The organism is Actinophytocola sp. (genome assembly GCF_035762905.1).
Lineage (GTDB): Bacteria > Actinomycetota > Actinomycetes > Mycobacteriales > Pseudonocardiaceae > DASYTH01.
Genome location: NZ_DASUCC010000097.1, coordinates 200,901 through 217,085 on the forward strand (window position 1 = coordinate 200,901; position 16,185 = coordinate 217,085).

The 16,185-nt window shown below is 73.7% G+C and carries 14 protein-coding genes; 3 read left to right on the forward strand and 11 right to left on the reverse strand.

Translation table 11 applies throughout. The features are described 5' to 3' along the window. Positions 1-35 precede the first annotated feature (35 nt). From VFV67_RS21245 to VFV67_RS21265, 5 genes are all read right to left on the reverse strand, one after another. Positions 36-1,058, reverse strand: coding sequence for a copper resistance D family protein (locus VFV67_RS21245; RefSeq protein ID WP_326472328.1), 1,023 nt, complete (start codon positions 1,056-1,058; stop codon positions 36-38). Continuing rightward, the gene (locus VFV67_RS21250; RefSeq protein WP_326472460.1) at positions 1,055-1,585 is read right to left on the reverse strand and encodes a copper resistance CopC family protein; all 531 of its coding nucleotides are present in this window, start codon (positions 1,583-1,585) and stop codon (positions 1,055-1,057) included. Before VFV67_RS21250 ends, VFV67_RS21245 begins: the two co-directional genes overlap by 4 nt. 5 nt (positions 1,586-1,590) lie before the next feature. Beyond that, on the reverse strand, positions 1,591-2,379 hold the full coding sequence (locus VFV67_RS21255; protein ID WP_326472329.1) for a YcnI family protein: 789 nt from the start codon (positions 2,377-2,379) through the stop codon (positions 1,591-1,593). A gap of 76 nt (positions 2,380-2,455) precedes the next feature. Continuing rightward, a complete protein-coding gene (locus VFV67_RS21260) occupies positions 2,456-3,007 on the reverse strand; it encodes a hypothetical protein (protein ID WP_326472330.1) in 552 nt (183 codons plus the stop codon). 39 nt (positions 3,008-3,046) lie between these two features. Next, positions 3,047-3,502 carry a DUF6474 family protein gene (locus tag VFV67_RS21265; protein WP_326472331.1) on the reverse strand — a complete coding sequence of 152 codons (456 nt, stop codon included), beginning with the start codon at positions 3,500-3,502 and terminating at the stop codon, positions 3,047-3,049. A gap of 163 nt (positions 3,503-3,665) precedes the next feature. On the opposite strand from VFV67_RS21265, the gene VFV67_RS21270 reads away from it, so the two are divergent. After that, on the forward strand, positions 3,666-5,231 hold the full coding sequence (locus tag VFV67_RS21270; protein WP_414636308.1) for a TM0106 family RecB-like putative nuclease: 1,566 nt from the start codon (positions 3,666-3,668) through the stop codon (positions 5,229-5,231). Here the strand turns inward: VFV67_RS21270 and VFV67_RS21275 are convergent, their stop codons facing one another. Together VFV67_RS21275 and VFV67_RS21280 are read right to left on the reverse strand one after the other, a co-directional pair. Then, a complete protein-coding gene (locus VFV67_RS21275; protein ID WP_326472333.1) occupies positions 5,232-5,990 on the reverse strand; it encodes an SDR family NAD(P)-dependent oxidoreductase in 759 nt (252 codons plus the stop codon). It lies immediately after the preceding gene. A gap of 32 nt (positions 5,991-6,022) precedes the next feature. Beyond that, the gene (locus VFV67_RS21280; protein ID WP_326472334.1) at positions 6,023-6,985 is read right to left on the reverse strand and encodes an aldo/keto reductase; all 963 of its coding nucleotides are present in this window, start codon (positions 6,983-6,985) and stop codon (positions 6,023-6,025) included. Positions 6,986-7,036: 51 nt separating this feature from the next. Here VFV67_RS21280 and VFV67_RS21285 point away from each other — a divergent pair, with 51 nt between their 5' ends. Beyond that, positions 7,037-7,978, forward strand: a complete 942-nt coding sequence (locus VFV67_RS21285) for an oxidoreductase (protein WP_326472335.1) — start codon at positions 7,037-7,039, stop codon at positions 7,976-7,978. Here VFV67_RS21285 and VFV67_RS21290 read toward each other — a convergent pair. Then, positions 7,975-9,783 carry a long-chain-acyl-CoA synthetase gene (locus tag VFV67_RS21290; RefSeq protein ID WP_326472336.1) on the reverse strand — a complete coding sequence of 603 codons (1,809 nt, stop codon included), beginning with the start codon at positions 9,781-9,783 and terminating at the stop codon, positions 7,975-7,977. The genes VFV67_RS21285 and VFV67_RS21290 overlap by 4 nt on opposite strands. Before the next feature lie 47 nt (positions 9,784-9,830). On the opposite strand from VFV67_RS21290, the gene VFV67_RS21295 reads away from it, so the two are divergent. Further along, the gene (locus tag VFV67_RS21295; RefSeq protein WP_326472337.1) at positions 9,831-10,637 is read left to right on the forward strand and encodes a methyltransferase domain-containing protein; all 807 of its coding nucleotides are present in this window, start codon (positions 9,831-9,833) and stop codon (positions 10,635-10,637) included. Between the two features lie 134 nt (positions 10,638-10,771). Here the strand turns inward: VFV67_RS21295 and VFV67_RS21300 are convergent, their stop codons facing one another. The 3 genes from VFV67_RS21300 to VFV67_RS21310 are packed head-to-tail and all read right to left on the reverse strand — an operon-like array spanning position 10,772 to position 16,126. Then, positions 10,772-11,173: a PPOX class F420-dependent oxidoreductase gene (locus tag VFV67_RS21300; protein WP_326472338.1), complete on the reverse strand. Its 402-nt coding sequence runs from the start codon at positions 11,171-11,173 to the stop codon at positions 10,772-10,774. Further along, entirely contained in the window at positions 11,170-12,276 is a 1,107-nt protein-coding gene (locus VFV67_RS21305; protein ID WP_326472339.1) for a class I SAM-dependent methyltransferase, read from the reverse strand. The genes VFV67_RS21300 and VFV67_RS21305 overlap by 4 nt, the downstream gene beginning before the upstream one ends. A gap of 19 nt (positions 12,277-12,295) precedes the next feature. Then, on the reverse strand, positions 12,296-16,126 hold the full coding sequence (locus tag VFV67_RS21310; protein ID WP_326472340.1) for an FkbM family methyltransferase: 3,831 nt from the start codon (positions 16,124-16,126) through the stop codon (positions 12,296-12,298). Positions 16,127-16,185: the final 59 nt, after the last annotated feature.

Consider the following 16,185-nt stretch of genomic DNA (forward strand, 5'->3'; position numbering starts at 1 on the left):
GGTGTTCGCCGACGAACGGTCGCCCGGCGACGCCGCTACGTCACCGGCGCGCGGGTCAGGATCACCGCGAACCCGAATGCCAGGCCCATCACGCCCAACTCGAGCGTGGCCCAGCCGGCCAACGCGGTGCGCTGGTGGCGCAGCACGCCCGGCAGCAGCCGCCAGCGGATGGTGCCGCCGACCGCCGCGAGCGTCGCCAGGCAGCCGACCTTGAGCAGCACCAGGGTGCCGTACGGGGTGCCGAACAGGGTGCCGAGAAAGCCGTGCGCCGGGCCGAGCGCCAGCTCGACGGCGGCGTTGAGCACCCCGGTGGCGGTGACCACCAGCAGGCAGACGGTGGCCAGCACGGAGAACCGGGGCAGCGCCGTGACCAGCAGCCGCCGGTTGGCCGCGAGCAGCACCGCGACCGCGCCGAGCCCACCGGTCCAGGCCGCGGCCGCCATCACGTGCAGCTCCATCGCGATCATGGTCAGGTCGTGCCAGCGCCAGGTGGTCGAGTGTCCGGTGACCGGCAGCGGGAGCAGCCCGAACAGGGCGACGGCCGTGCACAGCTCCGCCGGCACCGACTCGCCGACCCGCATGCCGGCCAGCGCCAGCCCGAACGACACCAGGGCCAGCGCGGCCACCAACAGCAGGGCCTTGCCGGCGCCGACCGCCGTCACGTAGCCGGCCACCGCGCCGACCGAGACGGTGCCGCCCGGCCGGAGCTCGGCGGTCTGCAGCACCAGCGCGGCCAGCGCGCAGCACAGCCAGACCAGCGAGCTGGCCGCCGCACCGGTGCGGGCGGCGGCCAGCACCGGCCCGGCGGTGCGCCTGCGGTCCGGACCGATCAGGATCGGCAGCAGGCACAACCCGACCGTGGTCACCGCCGCGATGTCGAGCAGCACCCGGACGACCGGCAGCCCGTACCGGACCACCGCCTCCGGCGCGGCCACCCCGGGGATCGGCCCGGTCGCCACGATCGCGAGGCCGGCGAGCACGCCGACGACGGACGCGGCGACCGGGACGGCCACCAGGTGGTACCGGGCCGGTGCGGCGGTGGTCCGGGTCTGGGTCACTTCGCGGCCTTGCCACCCATCCGCACGGCCAGCGTCACGCCGGCGGCGGCCAGCAGCACGGCCGCGCCGATCCACACCCAGACGGGCAGCCCGGAACCGGAGTCCGGTGCGGCCGGGGCCGTCTGGGCCTGTGATGGCGGTGCCGGCGTGCCGGTGCCGGCCGTGGTCAGGGTGAAGGTCAGGTCACCCAGCACCGGATGGCCGTCCGCGGACAGGATCCGATACCCGATCTTGTACAGGCCCGCCGGGCCGAGTGGCCGGACCGGCGCGGTGACCTCGTTGCTGGCCACCGAGGCCGGGCCGGCCTCCCAGTGGTCGTCACCCGGTCCGACCACGGAGACGGTGTTCAGCCCGGCCCCGCTCTGTACCGGCTGGTCGAAGCGCAGCTCGATCTCGGTCGGCCCGACCGAGAGCTGGGCTCCGTTGGCCGGGTTGCTGCCGATCAGCGAGTTGTGCACGGCGCCGGCCGGCGCCGTCGAGCCGAGCAGGGCAAGCAGGACCACGACCAGTAACCCGGTGGTGCGCATGATGATCACGACCCGTCGGTCGGCTTCGCGGCCGGGGTGGTGCGCCGGGTCCGGATCAGCACGCCGGCGGCGACGCCGAGGCCGAGCGCGCCGACCGCGAGGCCGAGGCCGGCCAGCCAGCGGGCCGTGGTGTCGGTCTCGCCGGACGCCGTGCTGGAGCTGCTGGCCGCGTTGGTCACGTCGGTCTGAGCGTTCTGGTCACCCGCCGGGGCAGCGCCATGCTCCGAGCCGCTGGCCGCGGACAGCGCGAGGACCGGGGCCGGGTGCTCCGGCTCCTCGGCGCCCTCGGCCGGCGGCGGGGCATCCCAGCTGACCACCTTGCCGCTGTCGTAGGTCTGCACTGCGGGCATGACCAGCTTGTCCGCGTGGGGCAGCGGACCGCCGGAGACCTCGAACTCCTGGAACTCACCGGGGTTGATCCGCACACCGGGCGCGGCGGTCCAGGTGATCGTGCTGACCGCCTCGGTGATCTCGGCCTCCTCGGTCTTGACCGGGGTGGGCAGCGGGGCCCGGGTGATCACCGCGGTCCAGCCGGGCACCGGTTTGGTGCGCAGCGACGCGATCGGGGTGTCCGGCGGGAACTTCACCGCCAGCATGACCGTGCCGGCGGTGTTGTCCTCGTTGGGCACCCGGAAGGTGATCTTCGTGAAGCCGCCCTGCGCGGCCGGTTCGCCGATCACCCGGGCGGTGACGTGCGCGGCCGCGCTGCCGGTGCCGAGCAGCAGAGCCAGCCCGGCCGCGGTGAGCACGGCGCCTGCCCGGGCGAACCGCCATGAAAGTCGTTTTGTCGACATAGCGTTGTATCTCCTGACATGAACGTGGAACCGGGGCGCCGGAGGGCCGCTCGCCGGTGGAGTGGGTGCGATCGGGTCAGGAGTGCACCGGCGGACCGCGCCGGGCCCGCACCCGGCGCAGCAGCACCTCAAGCAGCGGTCCCGGCCGGGCCGGGACCATGGCCGTGGGGCCGATCGTGGTCGGCGCCGGGACCGGCGGACGGCGCAGCGGGACCAGCTGGCCGCGGAGCCAGTCGATCGCCGAGGTGATCAACGCCAGTGGGCCGGCCGCCCGGGCCAGCAGCGCCGCGGCGAGCAGGGTGGCCACCGCATGACCGGCGAGCATGGCGGCACCGTTCGGCGCGGCCGGGGCGATCCCGGTGTGCGCGTGCGCGCTCTGCCCGAGCAGCAGGTGCAGGCCGAGTTGGAGGACGCCGAGCACCGGGACCAGCACCGCCATCCGGCGCAGCCGGTCCGCCAGCACCCCGGCAGACCAGGCGATCAGCACGGTGACCGGAACGATCAGCAGGCTGCCCGGGATCCCGCCGCCGGCCCAGCCGTGCGCGGTGATCGCGAGCCCGGTCGAGGACAGCGCGAGCAGCCAGCCGCACACCGCCTGATCAGGCGGCCTGACTCGCCGTGTCCTCACGAATTACCAGCGTATTCGGTGCCGCAACCACTAGGTGTTTCACACCCCCAGGCGGCGCAGCAGGTCCTGCTCGATCCGGGTCAGGTCGGCGGCCACCGCGCGATGCGCGGCCCGCCGGCGGGCAGACGGCATCCGCTCGGCCACCCGGACCGCGGCGGTGAGCTGGGCCAGCCGGGCGTCGGTCGCGTCCAGGAACGCGAGGTCCGGATTCGGCCGGCCGCGCTGCTCGGCGAGGGCGACGGCCACCCCGGCCAGCCGGGCGTGCAGCGCCCCGCCCCGGCCGGAGTACCTGGCCAACTCCTCGACGGCGATGCCGAGGCGCCGGGCCCGCCGCCGGTCCCACCGGTCCCGCACCGTGCCCGCGGTCCTGGTCATGATCGGCGCCAGCACCGGCAGCACCGCCGGGGCGAGCACCTTCGCCACCGCGACGGCGTTCTTCGCCTTGGCCGGCGTGATCCGTGCGGCGCCGGCCGCCCCGCTCTTCCGTGTCGCCACCGCGTCCCACCTCCGTGCTCACCCTGGCAAAGAACCTACTGCGCGGGGCGCCGTGCTGTCGGTGCTCCCCTTTAAGCTGCACACTGTGAACAACCTGGTGCTCCTTGACGCCGGCGTGGTCAGCCGCTGCCGGCGTCGAGTGCACCTCGAACATGATCCCACGATGCGAGAGGCCGCGGAGGCGCCCAACGACCCGGCCGGCGAGCAGCGCAAGGCCGACGCCGAGGCGCACCGCCGGTCCATCGCCGAGGAGATGGCCGGCCTGCTCGGGCCGGACTGGACCTGGATCCCCAGCGGTGGCGAGTTGCGCAGCGCCGACCGGGAGGCGGCCACCTCGGCCGCCATGGCCGCAGGCGCGCCCTACATCTGGGGCGCACAGTTCCCCCGCGACCTGGCCGGCGGCCGGCGCGGCAGCATCCACCTGCTGGTCCGCACCCGCACCGGCTACGTGCCGGTGCTGGTGGTGCGGCACAAGGTCTCCGATCCCGGCTCCGGCGCGCGCACCTCGCCGCTGCACCGCCCGGTGCCCGACGCCGGCCAGCCCGACCCGGCCCGCAAGGTCCGGCCGCAGCCCCGCGACCAGCTCCGGCTGGCGCACGCCCGGCGGATGCTGGAGGCCTGCGGGCGGGCCGACGGCGGCCACCCGGTCGGCGGCGTGATCGGGCTGGACGGCGACGTGGTGGTCTGGCACGACCTGGAGGCGCCGACCTGGCCGGGCGGGCGCACCGCGCTGGCCGAGTACGACGCCCGGTTCGCCGACCGGCTGGCGATCGCCACCACCGCCGCCGCCGGCGGTGCGCCGCTGGCCGCGCCGTCCCGGATCGTGGAGTGCCGGACCTGCCCGTGGTGGACCCTGTGCCGGGCCGAGCTGCGCGCCGCCCGCGACGTGAGCCTGGTCGTGCGCGGCGAGGAGGGCGCCATGCTGCGGGCCGCCGGGGTGCGCACGGTGGACGACCTGGCCGCGCTCGACCCGCACGACGAGGACACCCTGCCGCCGGCCGGCATGCCGCTGTCCGACGCGGTCGGTCTGGCCAAGGCGTGGCTGGCCAACCTCACCGTGGTGCGCCGGGAGCGGGAGATCTGGGTGCCGCGCGCCGAGGTCGAGGTCGACGTGGACATGGAGAGCTTCGGCGACGCCGGCGCGTACATGTGGGGGGTGCTGCTGTCCGGAGTGGACATCGGCGAACCGCAGGGCTACCGCGCGTTCGCCACCTGGGAACCGCTGCCCACCGACGACGAGGCCCGCTCGTTCGCCGAGTTCTGGCAATGGTTGTCGATGATCCGGCTGCGGGCCAAGGCGCACGGGCTCAGCTTCCGCGCCTACTGCTACAACGAGCTGGCCGAGAACCGCTGGCTGCTCGCCTCGGCCCGGCGGTTCGCCGGCAAGCCCGGCATCCCCAGCCTCGAAGAGGTGCAGTCGTTCATCGACTCGGACGCCTGGTTCGACCTGTTCGGCAGCGTCCGCGAGTACTTTCTGTGCTCACACGGCAAGGGGCTCAAGACGATCGCCCCGGCGGCCGGGTTCACCTGGCGCGACCCGCACGCCAGCGGGGAGAACTCGATGCGCTGGTACCGCGACGCGGTCGGAATGGACGGCTCCGGTTCGGACCCGAGCCAGCGGGTCCGGCTGCTGCACTACAACGAGGACGACGTGAGCGCCACGAGGGCGCTGCGGCAGTGGATGTCCTCCCCCGCCGTGCACGCCATCCCCTACGTCGGCGATCTCTAGCTACCGCGGTGCCATGCGTAGGGCGCCGTCCAGGCGGATCACCTCGCCGTTGAGGTAGTCCTGCTCGATGATCGACACGGCCAGCCGGGCGTACTCGTCGGGTCGGCCGAGCCGCTTGGGGAACGGCACCCCGCCGGCCAACCCGGCCCGGAACTCGTCGGTGACGCCGGCCAGCATCGGGGTGTCGATGATGCCCGGCGCGATGGTCAGCACCCGGATGCCGAACGAGGCCAGGTCGCGCGCGGCGGACAGGGTCAGGCCGACCACCCCGCCCTTGGACGCGGCGTAGGCCACCTGGCCGATCTGGCCGTCGAACGCGGCGATCGACGCGGTGTTGATCACCACGCCGCGCGCCCCGGCGTCCAGCGGCTCGGTCGCCGCCATCGCGACCGCGGCCAGCCGGATCACGTTGAACGTGCCGATCAGGTTGACCTCGACCACCTTGCGGAACAGCTCGAGGTCGTGCGGTCCCTTCTTGCTGAGCACCCGCCCGGCCCAGCCCACCCCCGCGCAGTTGACCACGATGCGCAGCGGCAGCCCGGAGTCGGCCGCGGTGCCGACCGCCGCCTGCACCTGGTCCGCGTCGGTGACGTCCCCGGCGACGTAGCTGACGCCCTCGACCGGTTCGGCCCGCTCCACCGCGTTCGGCAGATCCAGCGCGAACACCCTGGCGCCGCGGCCGGCAAGGGCCCGCGCGGTGGCGCCGCCCAGCCCGGACGCACCACCGGTGACGAGCGCCGCGGTTGCAGTGATCTCCATGCCGCAGAGGTTAGCCGCGGCCCGGCGCCGGCTCAGCGCCGCCCGGGCGGGCAGATCTCGTCCAGCGTGGCGAGGTCGTCCGGACCGGGCCGCCAGGCCGGCGCGGCGGCGTTCGCGGTCACCTGCTCGGGCGTGGTGGCACCGGCGATCACCGAGCCGACCCCCGGCTGGGCGACCAGCCAGCCGATGGCCAGCGTGGCCATGGTGATCCCGCGCTCGCCGGCGAACGCGCGCAGCTTCTCGATCCGGTCCCAGGGCGCGTCGGCGAGCATCCGGCTCCGCCCGGCCAACCGGCTGCCCTCCGGCGGTTCCGCGCCGCGCAGGTACTTCCCGGTGAGCAGGCCGTTGGCTAACGGGAAGTACGGCAGCAGACACAGCCCGAACCGCCGGCAGGCCGGGAGCACCTCCCGCTCGGCGTCCCGCTCCAGCAGCGAGTACTGCGCCTGCGCGGCGACCGGGGCGGCCAGGTGCGCGGTGCGCGCCTGCCACATCGTGTCGGCCAGCTGCCAGCCGGCCAGGTTGCCGAGCCCGGCGTAGCGCACCTTGCCGGACCGCACCAGATCGTCAAGCGCGGCAAGGGTTTCCTCGATCGGGGTGACCGGATCCGGGCGGTGCAGCTGGAACAGGTCGATCCAGTCGGTGCCCAGCCGGCGCAGCGACGCCTCGGCCGCCCGCCGCACGTAGTGCCGGGCACCGCGGGCGCCGAAGTCCGGCCCGTTGGCGCCCTGCATGTCCACCCCGAACTTGGTGGCGATCACCGCCCGGTCCCGCCGTCCGGCCAGCACGGCGCCGAGCAGCTCCTCGCTGTGCCCGCGTGGCGCGCCGTACACGTCGGCCACGTCGAACAGCGTGATCCCGGCGTCCAGGGCCGCGGTGACCAGCGCTCGCGCCCCGGACAGCGACGCGGCGGCGGTGCCCGGCCGGCCCAGGTTGTTGCCGCCCAGCCCGACCACGCCGACCACGAGGCCGGAGTCGCCGAGATGTCGCATCTCCATGGGCCTGGGCTCCTTAGTGTGTGATCGACCGCGGTAGGGCACGCTATGCCCATGAACGACACACCCGAGGAGGATGCGGGGTCAACCGGTCAGTGGACCGCGGATGACGTACCGAGTCAGATCGGACGCACCGCTGTCGTCACCGGAGCGAACAGCGGCATCGGCTTCGAGACCGCCCGAGCGCTGGCCGGCCGTGGCGCGCAGGTGGTCATGGCGGTGCGCAACGAGGCCAAGGGGACCGAGGCGATCGAGCGGATCCAGGACGAGTACCCGGACGCCACCCTCGAGCTGCGTTACCTGGATCTGGCCGACCTGGACACCGTGCGCGAGTTCGCCGCCACGGTGCGCCGAGTGGACGTGTTGATCAACAACGCCGGCGTGATGATGCCGCCGCACAGCAAGACGGCGCAGGGCTACGAGCTGCAGTTCGGCGTCAACCACCTGGGCCACTTCGCCCTCACCGCGCTGCTGTTCGAGGACCTGCGGAAGGGCAAGGACGCGCGGGTGGTCACGGTCAGCTCCCGGGCCCACCTGAACGGCCGGATGCACTTCGACGACCTGCACGGCGAGCACGAGTACTCGCGGGCCGGGTACTACGCCCAGTCCAAGCTGGCCAACGTGGTGTTCGGGTTGGAACTGCACCGCCGGTTAAAGGCCAGCGGCTCGCCGATCCGCAGCGTGCTGGCCCATCCCGGGGTGGCCGCAACCAACCTGCAGAACACCGGCCCGACCGGCCTGACCAAGGTGGTCGCGCAGCTGGGCAGCCGGCTCAAGGCGCAACCGGCCGAGATGGGGGCCCTGCCGGTGCTCTATGCCGCCACCCATCCCGACGTGGAGAGCGGTCAGTTCATCGGCCCGGACGCGCGCAACGAGCAGAAGGGCTACCCGACGGTCGTCGAACCGCTGGACGCGGCCCGGGACCGCGGGGTGGCCCGGCGGCTCTGGGAGGTCTCCGAGGAACTCACCGGGGTCCGCTTCCCTCTGGATTACTAGATGCGCACCTGGCCGGCGGCGACTCGCTGCGGGTACTCGGGATAGGCGGGCACGTAGCCCTCGTCCCGGCCGGCCAGCACGTAGAGCGGATCGCGCACCCGGTCCGGGTCGTAGCCCTCGTCGCGGAGCCGGCCCTTGCGGCTCTTGAAGGTCGCGGTCTGCTCGACCTCGTCCACCACGCGCAGGAACAGCGGGACGGCGTAGGGCGGCAGCCGGTCCAGCAGGTGTCCGGCCAGCGCCGGACCGTCCACCGTGGCGCCTTCGGCCAGCTTCACCGCGGCCATGCCGGCCCGGCCGTCGGTGCCCGGCACGGCCACGCCGAACGCCACCGCCTGCGCCACGTCCGGGTGTGCCGCGAGCGCGCCCTCCACCTCGGTGGTCGCCACGTTCTCGCCCTTCCACCGGTACGTGTCGCCGAGCCGGTCGACGAACGCGATGTGCCGCCAACCCTGTGCGCGCACCAGGTCGCCGGTGTCGAACCAGCAGTCGCCGGCCCGGAACAGGTCGCGCACCAGCTTGTGCTCGGTGGCGGTCCGGTCGGTGTAGCCGTCGAACGGCGAGTGCTCGGTGACCTTGGTCAGCAGCAGCCCCACGGTGCCGGTGGCCACCCGGGTGCCGCGGCCGCGGCCGTCCCGCCGGGGTCGCTCGGTGGCCGGGTCGTAGGCAACGACGGCGAACGGCATCGGGCACAGCCCGGCGGTCCCGCGCAGGTTGAACGCGTTGACGAAGGCGGTGTTGCCCTCGCTGGAGCCGTAGAACTCCATGACCTTCTCGATGCCGAACCGCTCGGCGAACGCGGCCCAGATCTCCGGGCGCAGGCCGTTGCCGATGGCCAGCCGCACCCGGTGCTCCCGGTCGTCCGGGCGCTCCGGCTGGTTGAGCAGGTACCGGCACAGCTCGCCGATGTAGCAGAACGCGGTGGCCCCGCTGGCCCGCACCTCGTCCCAGAACCGGGAGGCGGAGAACGACCGGCCGAGCGCCAGCGTGGCGCCGCCGGCCAGCACGGTCGCCAGCGACACGGTCAGCGCGTTGTTGTGGTAGAGCGGCAGGCAGCAGTACAGCGTGTCGCGCGGGCCGAGGTGGGCGGCCAGCCGGCCGAGCCCGGACATGCCCTTGAGCCAGCGGCCGTGCGACATCGCGCTGGCCTTGGGCAGCCCGGTGGTGCCCGAGGTGAAGATGTAGAACGCGGTGTCGCCGGCCCGGACGTCGGTGCCCTGCGGTTCTGTCGCCGGCGCGCCGGCGGCCAGTTCGTCGAGGTCGGGGTGACCGGCAAGGACGGTCCCGCGGTCGGCAAGGCCGAGCACCTCGCCGACCGGCGCGCCGGCCGAGTCCAGCGCCGCCCGGCACTCGGCACCCACCACCAGCACGGTGCTGTCCAGCACCTTCTGGCTGTGCTCGAGCACGTCGCCACGCTGGTTGTGGTTGAGCATCCCGGCGACCGCCCCGAGCTTGACCGCGGCCAGCGCGACCAGCAGCGTCTCCGGCCGGTTGGTGGCCAGGACGCCGACCACGGAGCCGGCCCGCACGCCGCGCCCGGACAACGTCGCGGCGTACCGGTTGACCCGCGCGTTCGCCTCGCCGTAGCGCAGCGCGGCGCCCTCGAAGGTGAGGAACACGCGCTCCGGATGCCGGGCCGCGATGCCGGCGAACACCTGCCCGATCGAGGCCCGGGTGGTCGGTTTCAGGGTGAGCAGCTCGAATGCGCCGCGGGCGGCCTGCGGGGTGTGCCGCGCCATCCCGGGCAGGGCCCGGAGCAGGTCGCCGATCCCGATCCGCCGCGTCGCCGTGGGTTCGTCCGAGGTCACCCCGGCTACCTTACTCGCTAGTAGGTTTCGGTCGTTAGGCTGCGGGCATGGCGGTCTACACACACGGACACCACGGCGCGGTGCTCCGCTCGCACCGGTCCCGCACGGCGGCGAACTCGGCCGGCTACCTGCTCGACCGGCTCACCGCCGGACAGTCCCTGCTGGACGTGGGGTGCGGGCCCGGCACGATCACCGCCGACCTCGCCGCGCTGGTCGCCCCCGGCCGGGTGGTCGCGGTGGACCAGGCCGCCGACGTGCTGGACGATGCCCGCGCGGTGGCCGCCGAACGCGGGCTGACCAACGTCGAGTTCCGCACCGGCGACGTGGCCGCGCTGGACTTCCCGGACGGCACGTTCGACGTCGTGCACGCCCACCAGGTGCTGCAACACGTGGCCGACCCGGTCGGCGCGCTGCGCGAGATGCGCCGGGTCTGCCGGCCCGGCGGGGTCATCGCCGCTCGCGACGTCGACTACGCGGCGATGACCTGGTACCCCGAGAACCCCGGGCTGGACCGGTGGCTGGCGATCTACCGCCGCACCGCCCGGCACAACGGCGGCGAGCCCGACGCCGGCCGTCGGCTGCTGTCCTGGGCCCGCGCCGCCGGCTGCACCGGCATCACCTGCACGGCCAGCACCTGGTGCTTCGCCACCCCGGACGAACGCCGGTTCTGGAGCGAGACGTGGGCCGAGCGGATCATGGCGCCCGGCATCGGCGACGCCGCGGTGGCCTACGGCTACGCCACCGAGGCGGACCGGGCGGCCATCGCCGCCGCCTGGCGGGACTGGGGCGCGAACGAGGACGGCTGGTTCGCCATCACCCACGGCGAGATCCTGAGCCGCCTCTCCGGGGATTAACTGCTGTCGTTGCGTTCCAGCAGGTGGTGCGGTTGGCGGGGTTGATGTGGCTGGGTTGCGTCACGGTGCCCCTGAGGTTGCGTTGGGTGGCCCGAGACTTTTCGCAATGATCCATCCACGGGGACAGGCTCTGGTCAGTCTGGGCGGGACTTGGTGCTCTGGGGGGCCACGTGTTCGATCACCCGGGTCGGGGTGAATCGGACCACCACTCGGGTCTCCGCGGGGCGATGTGTCCACGGCCGGTTGTCGTAGGCCCGGCTCAGCTCGTCGATCAGCTCGTCGCCGCCGGCCTCGGTGAGCGTGACCGTGCCGCGCAGCTCGACGTAGGTGTAGGGATCCTCCGGGTCGTAGGCCAGCAACGTCACCCGCGGATCCCGCTCCATGTTCCGGCACTTGCGCCGGCCCCGGATCGTGGACAGCAGCACGTCGGCGCCGTCGGTCCTGGTCCACACCACACTCGACTGCGGCGCCCCGTCCGGGTTGATCGTGGTCAACACCGCGAACACCGGCGCCCGGAACAGTGCCAGGGCGGTCATGACCGGCGCCGGACCAGATAGGTGTAGCTGACCCAGGAGCTGCCCGCGCGGTCGTCCTCGATCGCCCGGACCACCTCGCAGCCGCACCGCTCGAACAGCCTGGTCACCAGGTCCCGGTGGATGGGGTGCATCTCGATCGAGTCGACGATCTCGACCGGTTCCGCCTCGGCGGCCGCCACCGGCAGGTACGAGCCCTCCCGGACCAGCACCGGGGTCCGCGCGGTCAGCCCGCTCACCCCGCCCCACCAGGCGACGAACTCCTGGACGACGTCGAGCTCAAGCTCGTACTCGCCGGCCGTCTCCGGCGCCATCACGGGCAGCGGCACCTCGATCGCCTCGCCCGGCCGGACGTCGTTCGGCAGCGTGGTCCGGCCGTCGTCCTGAACCGCCACCTCGCCCCCGGCCAGCCAGTGGTTGCCCAGCCGAAGCTCCAGCTCCTTCGGCCAGACCTCGGCGCTGAGGTTGGTCACCCGGGCCCGGACGGTGCCGCGCTGGCGGGGCAGCATCGCCGCGGGCGCGGTCAGGATCTCGATCCCGGCCCGCCAGGCCGACTCGGCCAGCTGCGGCGGCGCCTCCGGCCGGGTCTGCGTGACCTCGGCGCGCTGCTCGCTGGGGATCTGCAGCGCCAGGATCCCGCCCGGCCGGATCACCCGGACCAGTTCGAGCAGGCAGCCGAGCTGCACCGGCAGCGGCGCGTGCTGCAGCACGATCATGCTGATCGCGCTGTCGAACGAGGCGTCCTGGAACGGCAGCTCGTGCCCGTCGTAGTGGACGAACTCGACCTGGCCGGGCCGCCGGTTGATCTTCTTGGCGGCCTCGATCATGGACGCCGCGATGTCGATGCCGACCACCTCGGGGGCGTGTTCGGCGAGCGCGTTGCTCAGCCGGCCGACCCCACAGCCGAAGTCGAGCACCCGCTTGCCAAGGGTCAGCCCCGCCTCGGCGAGCCGCTCGGTGATCCACCCGACGTCGCCGGCACCGGTGGCCATGAACTCGTCGACATCCCAGCGCCCGTTGCGCTTGGTGGCGTCGGTGAGCACGGCCCAGAGCGGATCGGTCTCACCCATGCTCTCCCAGACCGACCGCAGCTCCTGAATGCCCATTCCGTTCTCCCTCGAGTGGTTACTGCGGCTGCAGCCACAGGCTGAGAAAACCGCCGGCGGCCGATGTCGCCGCGGCGATCAGATCGTCGTCGCTGTGCCGGCCAGGGCGGGGGCCGTCCGCGCCGAGCGGCACCGGCCGGTAGCCCATGGCCCGGTAGCCGCTCAGCACCGCGTCCGGCGCTTCACCGAGATCGGCGATGCCCTGCGGCCAGAACTCGCACACGATGTGCGGGTGGTGTGCGGCGATCACGCCGGCCAGCCCGGCGATCGCCCGGTGGTCCCGGCCCTGCAGGTCGGTCTTGACCAGGGTCACCGCGCCCGCCGACGTGACGTCCGGGTGCCCGTCCAACCGGATCGCCGGGACGGTCAGCCGGTTGTCGCCGAGCGGCCCGCCGACCCGGTAGTCGCCGCTGTTGCCGGCCTCCCCGGGCACCAGCGAAAGCTGTTCCTCGGCGTCCCAGGCGGCCACCGGCAGCACCACGACCCGCTCGGCCACCCCGGCCGGAAGGTTGACGGCCAGGTTGCGGCGCAGCAGCGCCACCGTGTCCGGGTTGGCCTCAACGGCGATCACCCGCTCGATGCCGGGACACTCCCGGAGCAGCCGCAGGCTGTGGTAGCCGACGTGCGCCCCGACGTCCAGCACCGTGCCGGCGCCGGCGAGCTGCGCGAGCAGCGCCGCCTCCGCGGGCTCCCAGTTCCGGTCCAGCCGAAGCGCCGGCAGAATCACCTTGTCGTGCGGTACCAACAACACCCCGGCGTCGCACACCACGACCTCCGCGGTGGCCGGGACCGGGAGCTGACGCAGCTGCGCGGCATCGTGCAGGGCGTCCACGTCCCGGCGGAGCTGGCCGGCCAGGAACTCGGCGGCGTCGGCCCGGCGATCACGGTCCCGCAGGAACTCCACGGTCCGCTGCTCGGCCGCGTCGATCCGGTCGGTCAGCCCGGTGGACAGCTGGCCGAGCATGTCGGCGTCCACCAGGCGTTCGCGCAGCGCCGCCAGCTGGGCGGTGCGCTGCTGGGTCTCCTGCGCCAACCCGGTCTTCAGGTTCGCCGTCTGCGGCGCCAGCTCGGCGATCCCGGCGGCGAGCGAGGTCAGCTCCCGTTGCAGCTCGTCGACCCGCTCGCCGACGGTGCGCACCTGCGCGGCGGTGGCGTGGTCGGGCGGGCTCGGCCGGTGCCGTGCCTCGACCGCGTCCAGCCGGGTCAGCAGCTGGGCCAGCGTTGTCTCGATCCCGTCGACCAGCTCGGTGAGCATCTGGCGCTGGTGGACGTCGTAGTGGTTGAGCGCGCGCAGCACGGCCCGGCGCAGGGCCGGGGCCAGCGGGACCCGGGACTCGGCGCGCACGTCCGGCTGCCAGTGCAGGGCCTCCCGGGACGCGCGCAGCGGCGCCAGCGCGTCGCCCTGGATCACCGGCCCGCCGCGGGTCCGGGCCGGTGCACCCGGCCGCGACTCCGGCCCGGCCGCCGCCGCGCCGCCCCGCTCCCGCCAGGTCCGGTACGCCTCGTCCAGCTCGGCGCCGATCCAGCCGGCCGCCGCCCGCATCGACCGGGTGGCCAGGATGTGCGCCCGGGCGGCCTTGCCCCGCCGGGCCGCCTCGGCCGGGTTGAACGCCACCTCGCGCATCGCGTACGCGGCGGCCGCCAGGTCCGGATCGGCCCAGGCGGCGCCCTCGTGGTACGGCTGGCTGCCGCCCGGAACCGTGGTCATCCGGTACGGGATGGGCCAGCCGACCCGGGCGTCGAGGAACTCCGCGGTGCCCGAGTAGTCGGTCGAGATGACCGGCATCCCCCTGGCCATCGCCTCCGCCACGGTGAGCCCGAAGCCCTCGCTGCGGTGCAGGGACACGTAGCAGTCGCTGTCGGCGTAGAGCCGGTCCAGCTCGGCGGCGGTCAGGTACTTCTCCAGCAGCTCGACCCTCGGGTCGGCGGCCGCGGCGGCGCGCAGCTGCTCCGCGGCGCCGGGATGCCGGTTGCCGTTGATCGCCTTGATCACCAGCCGGACGTCGGCGCGGTCCGGGAAGGCCTGCCGGAACGCCGTGATCAGGCCGATCGGGTTCTTGCGCTGGATGGTGCTGTTGAAGTCGAAGATGAACAGGAACTGGGTGGGCGTTCCGGCGGCCCTGCTGCGCACCGGCCGCGCGCCGGGATCACGCACCGGCACGGGGATGACCTTGACCGGGATCGGCGAGTGCCGCCCGATAGCCGCCCGGCAGAACTCGCTGATCGTCCAGACCTCGTCGAGCAGCTCGAACGCGTCGTGCTGCCAGGCCGGGAAGTCCTCAAGCTCCCAGGCCCACACGCCGATCCGGTACCGCCCGTCGAACACGTCCGGATGACTCTCCCGAACCACCCGGGTCTGGTCGGCGTTGACGCACACCAGGCTGACCGGGTAGCGCGGCAGGCCGACGGTGTCCGGCTGGTCCGCCCCGGTCCGGCAGTGCAGCGAGCGCTCCTCGACCACCGAGACCACCGGAACCTCGGTGGCGGCGATGACGTCGTGCACGATCCGGCCCATCTCGCCGAGCCCCAGCTCGCCGGTCAGGTAGCCGAGCAGGTTGACCCCCGGCCGGTCTTCCAGGACCCGCGGCGGGTTCAGATCGGCCGGGACCGCCCAGGGCGCCAGCATCCCCTCGGTCACGCCGTAGCTGCGGCACCACTCCCGGAACCCGGCGGCGTCCTCGCCGTACGGCCGCGGAAAGGCCGCCTGGAGGTCCGGCCGCTGCTGCCAGACCCACATCGACCAGCGGTTCAGACCGGCCGCCGCCTCGGTGGGCGTGCCCGGCGCGGCCAGCCAGCGCCGGAACGCCTCGCCGGAGTCCGGGCCGAACGGGTGCGGCGGCACCTCCGGCCGCGGGCCGGCCCGATCGTCGAAGTTGACCCCCTCGGCGGCCACCCAGGCCGACCGGACCAGGTGCCGCAGGCTCGCGGTGAGCACGGTGCCGTCCGGCGTGCGGGCGAACCCGTGCGCGTCCTGGTGCGTCCCGCTGTGCCCGGCCACGCGCAGGTCCTTGCGGTAGCGGTCGCACAGGGCGCGCAGGTCCGGGTGCTCGGAGAGCAGGGCCCGGGGCCGGTGCGGGGTGTCCACGGTCAGCAGCCACGGGGTGTCCGGCCGGTAACCCTGGAACCGGAAGGACCGCAACACGGCGGTGCCGGCCCGCGGCGTGCCGTCCGCCGCGATCCGCACCGGGCGCTCGTGCAGATTCCAGTAGGCGACGCTGTACCCCGGGTCGCGCAGCACGGTGTGCCGGAACAGCGCGGGCACCTGGTCGGCCCAGCGGTGATCGGCGAACAGCTGCTCGGCCGGGGCGATCACGGCGTCGTGCCGCATCCGGGTGGTCCAGTACTCGAGGAACTCCTCCGACCCCGGCCCGACCGCGACGAACCCCAGGTTGAAGATCCCGATGCCCATCAACGCCCGCTCGTCGGGCTCCTTGCCGTCGCGCGGCAGCGGCCGCAGGATGTGCGGCGTGAGCACGATCGAGTGCTCGGCGGCGAGCTCGGCGACGCCGTCGAACGGCGCGTAGACCACGGTGTCGGCCTCGAGGTAGACCGCGACCTCGGCCCGCGTGCGCAGCTTGCGCAGCACCGCCGGCTTGACCGCGGCGACCAGCTCGGCGGCCGAGTAGATCGTGGCCATCCGGAGGATGTCGTCCTCGTCCAGGTCCAGCCAGGCCCGCCCGACCACCTGGTATCTGGCGGTCGTCGACGGTTCGGCCAGCCCGTCCACCACGACCACGACGAACTCGTGCTCCGGATGGTGGTCCAGGTAGGAGTCGGCCAGCACGAAAGCGGCCGGCAGGTGGTTTCCGGTGACGATGGTGCAGGCGACGACGGGACGCGCTTGCGACATACGGGAAGTCCATCAGGTCAGGGCGGCATGGTCCCGCCAGGTGGGGCGAGTCTATGACA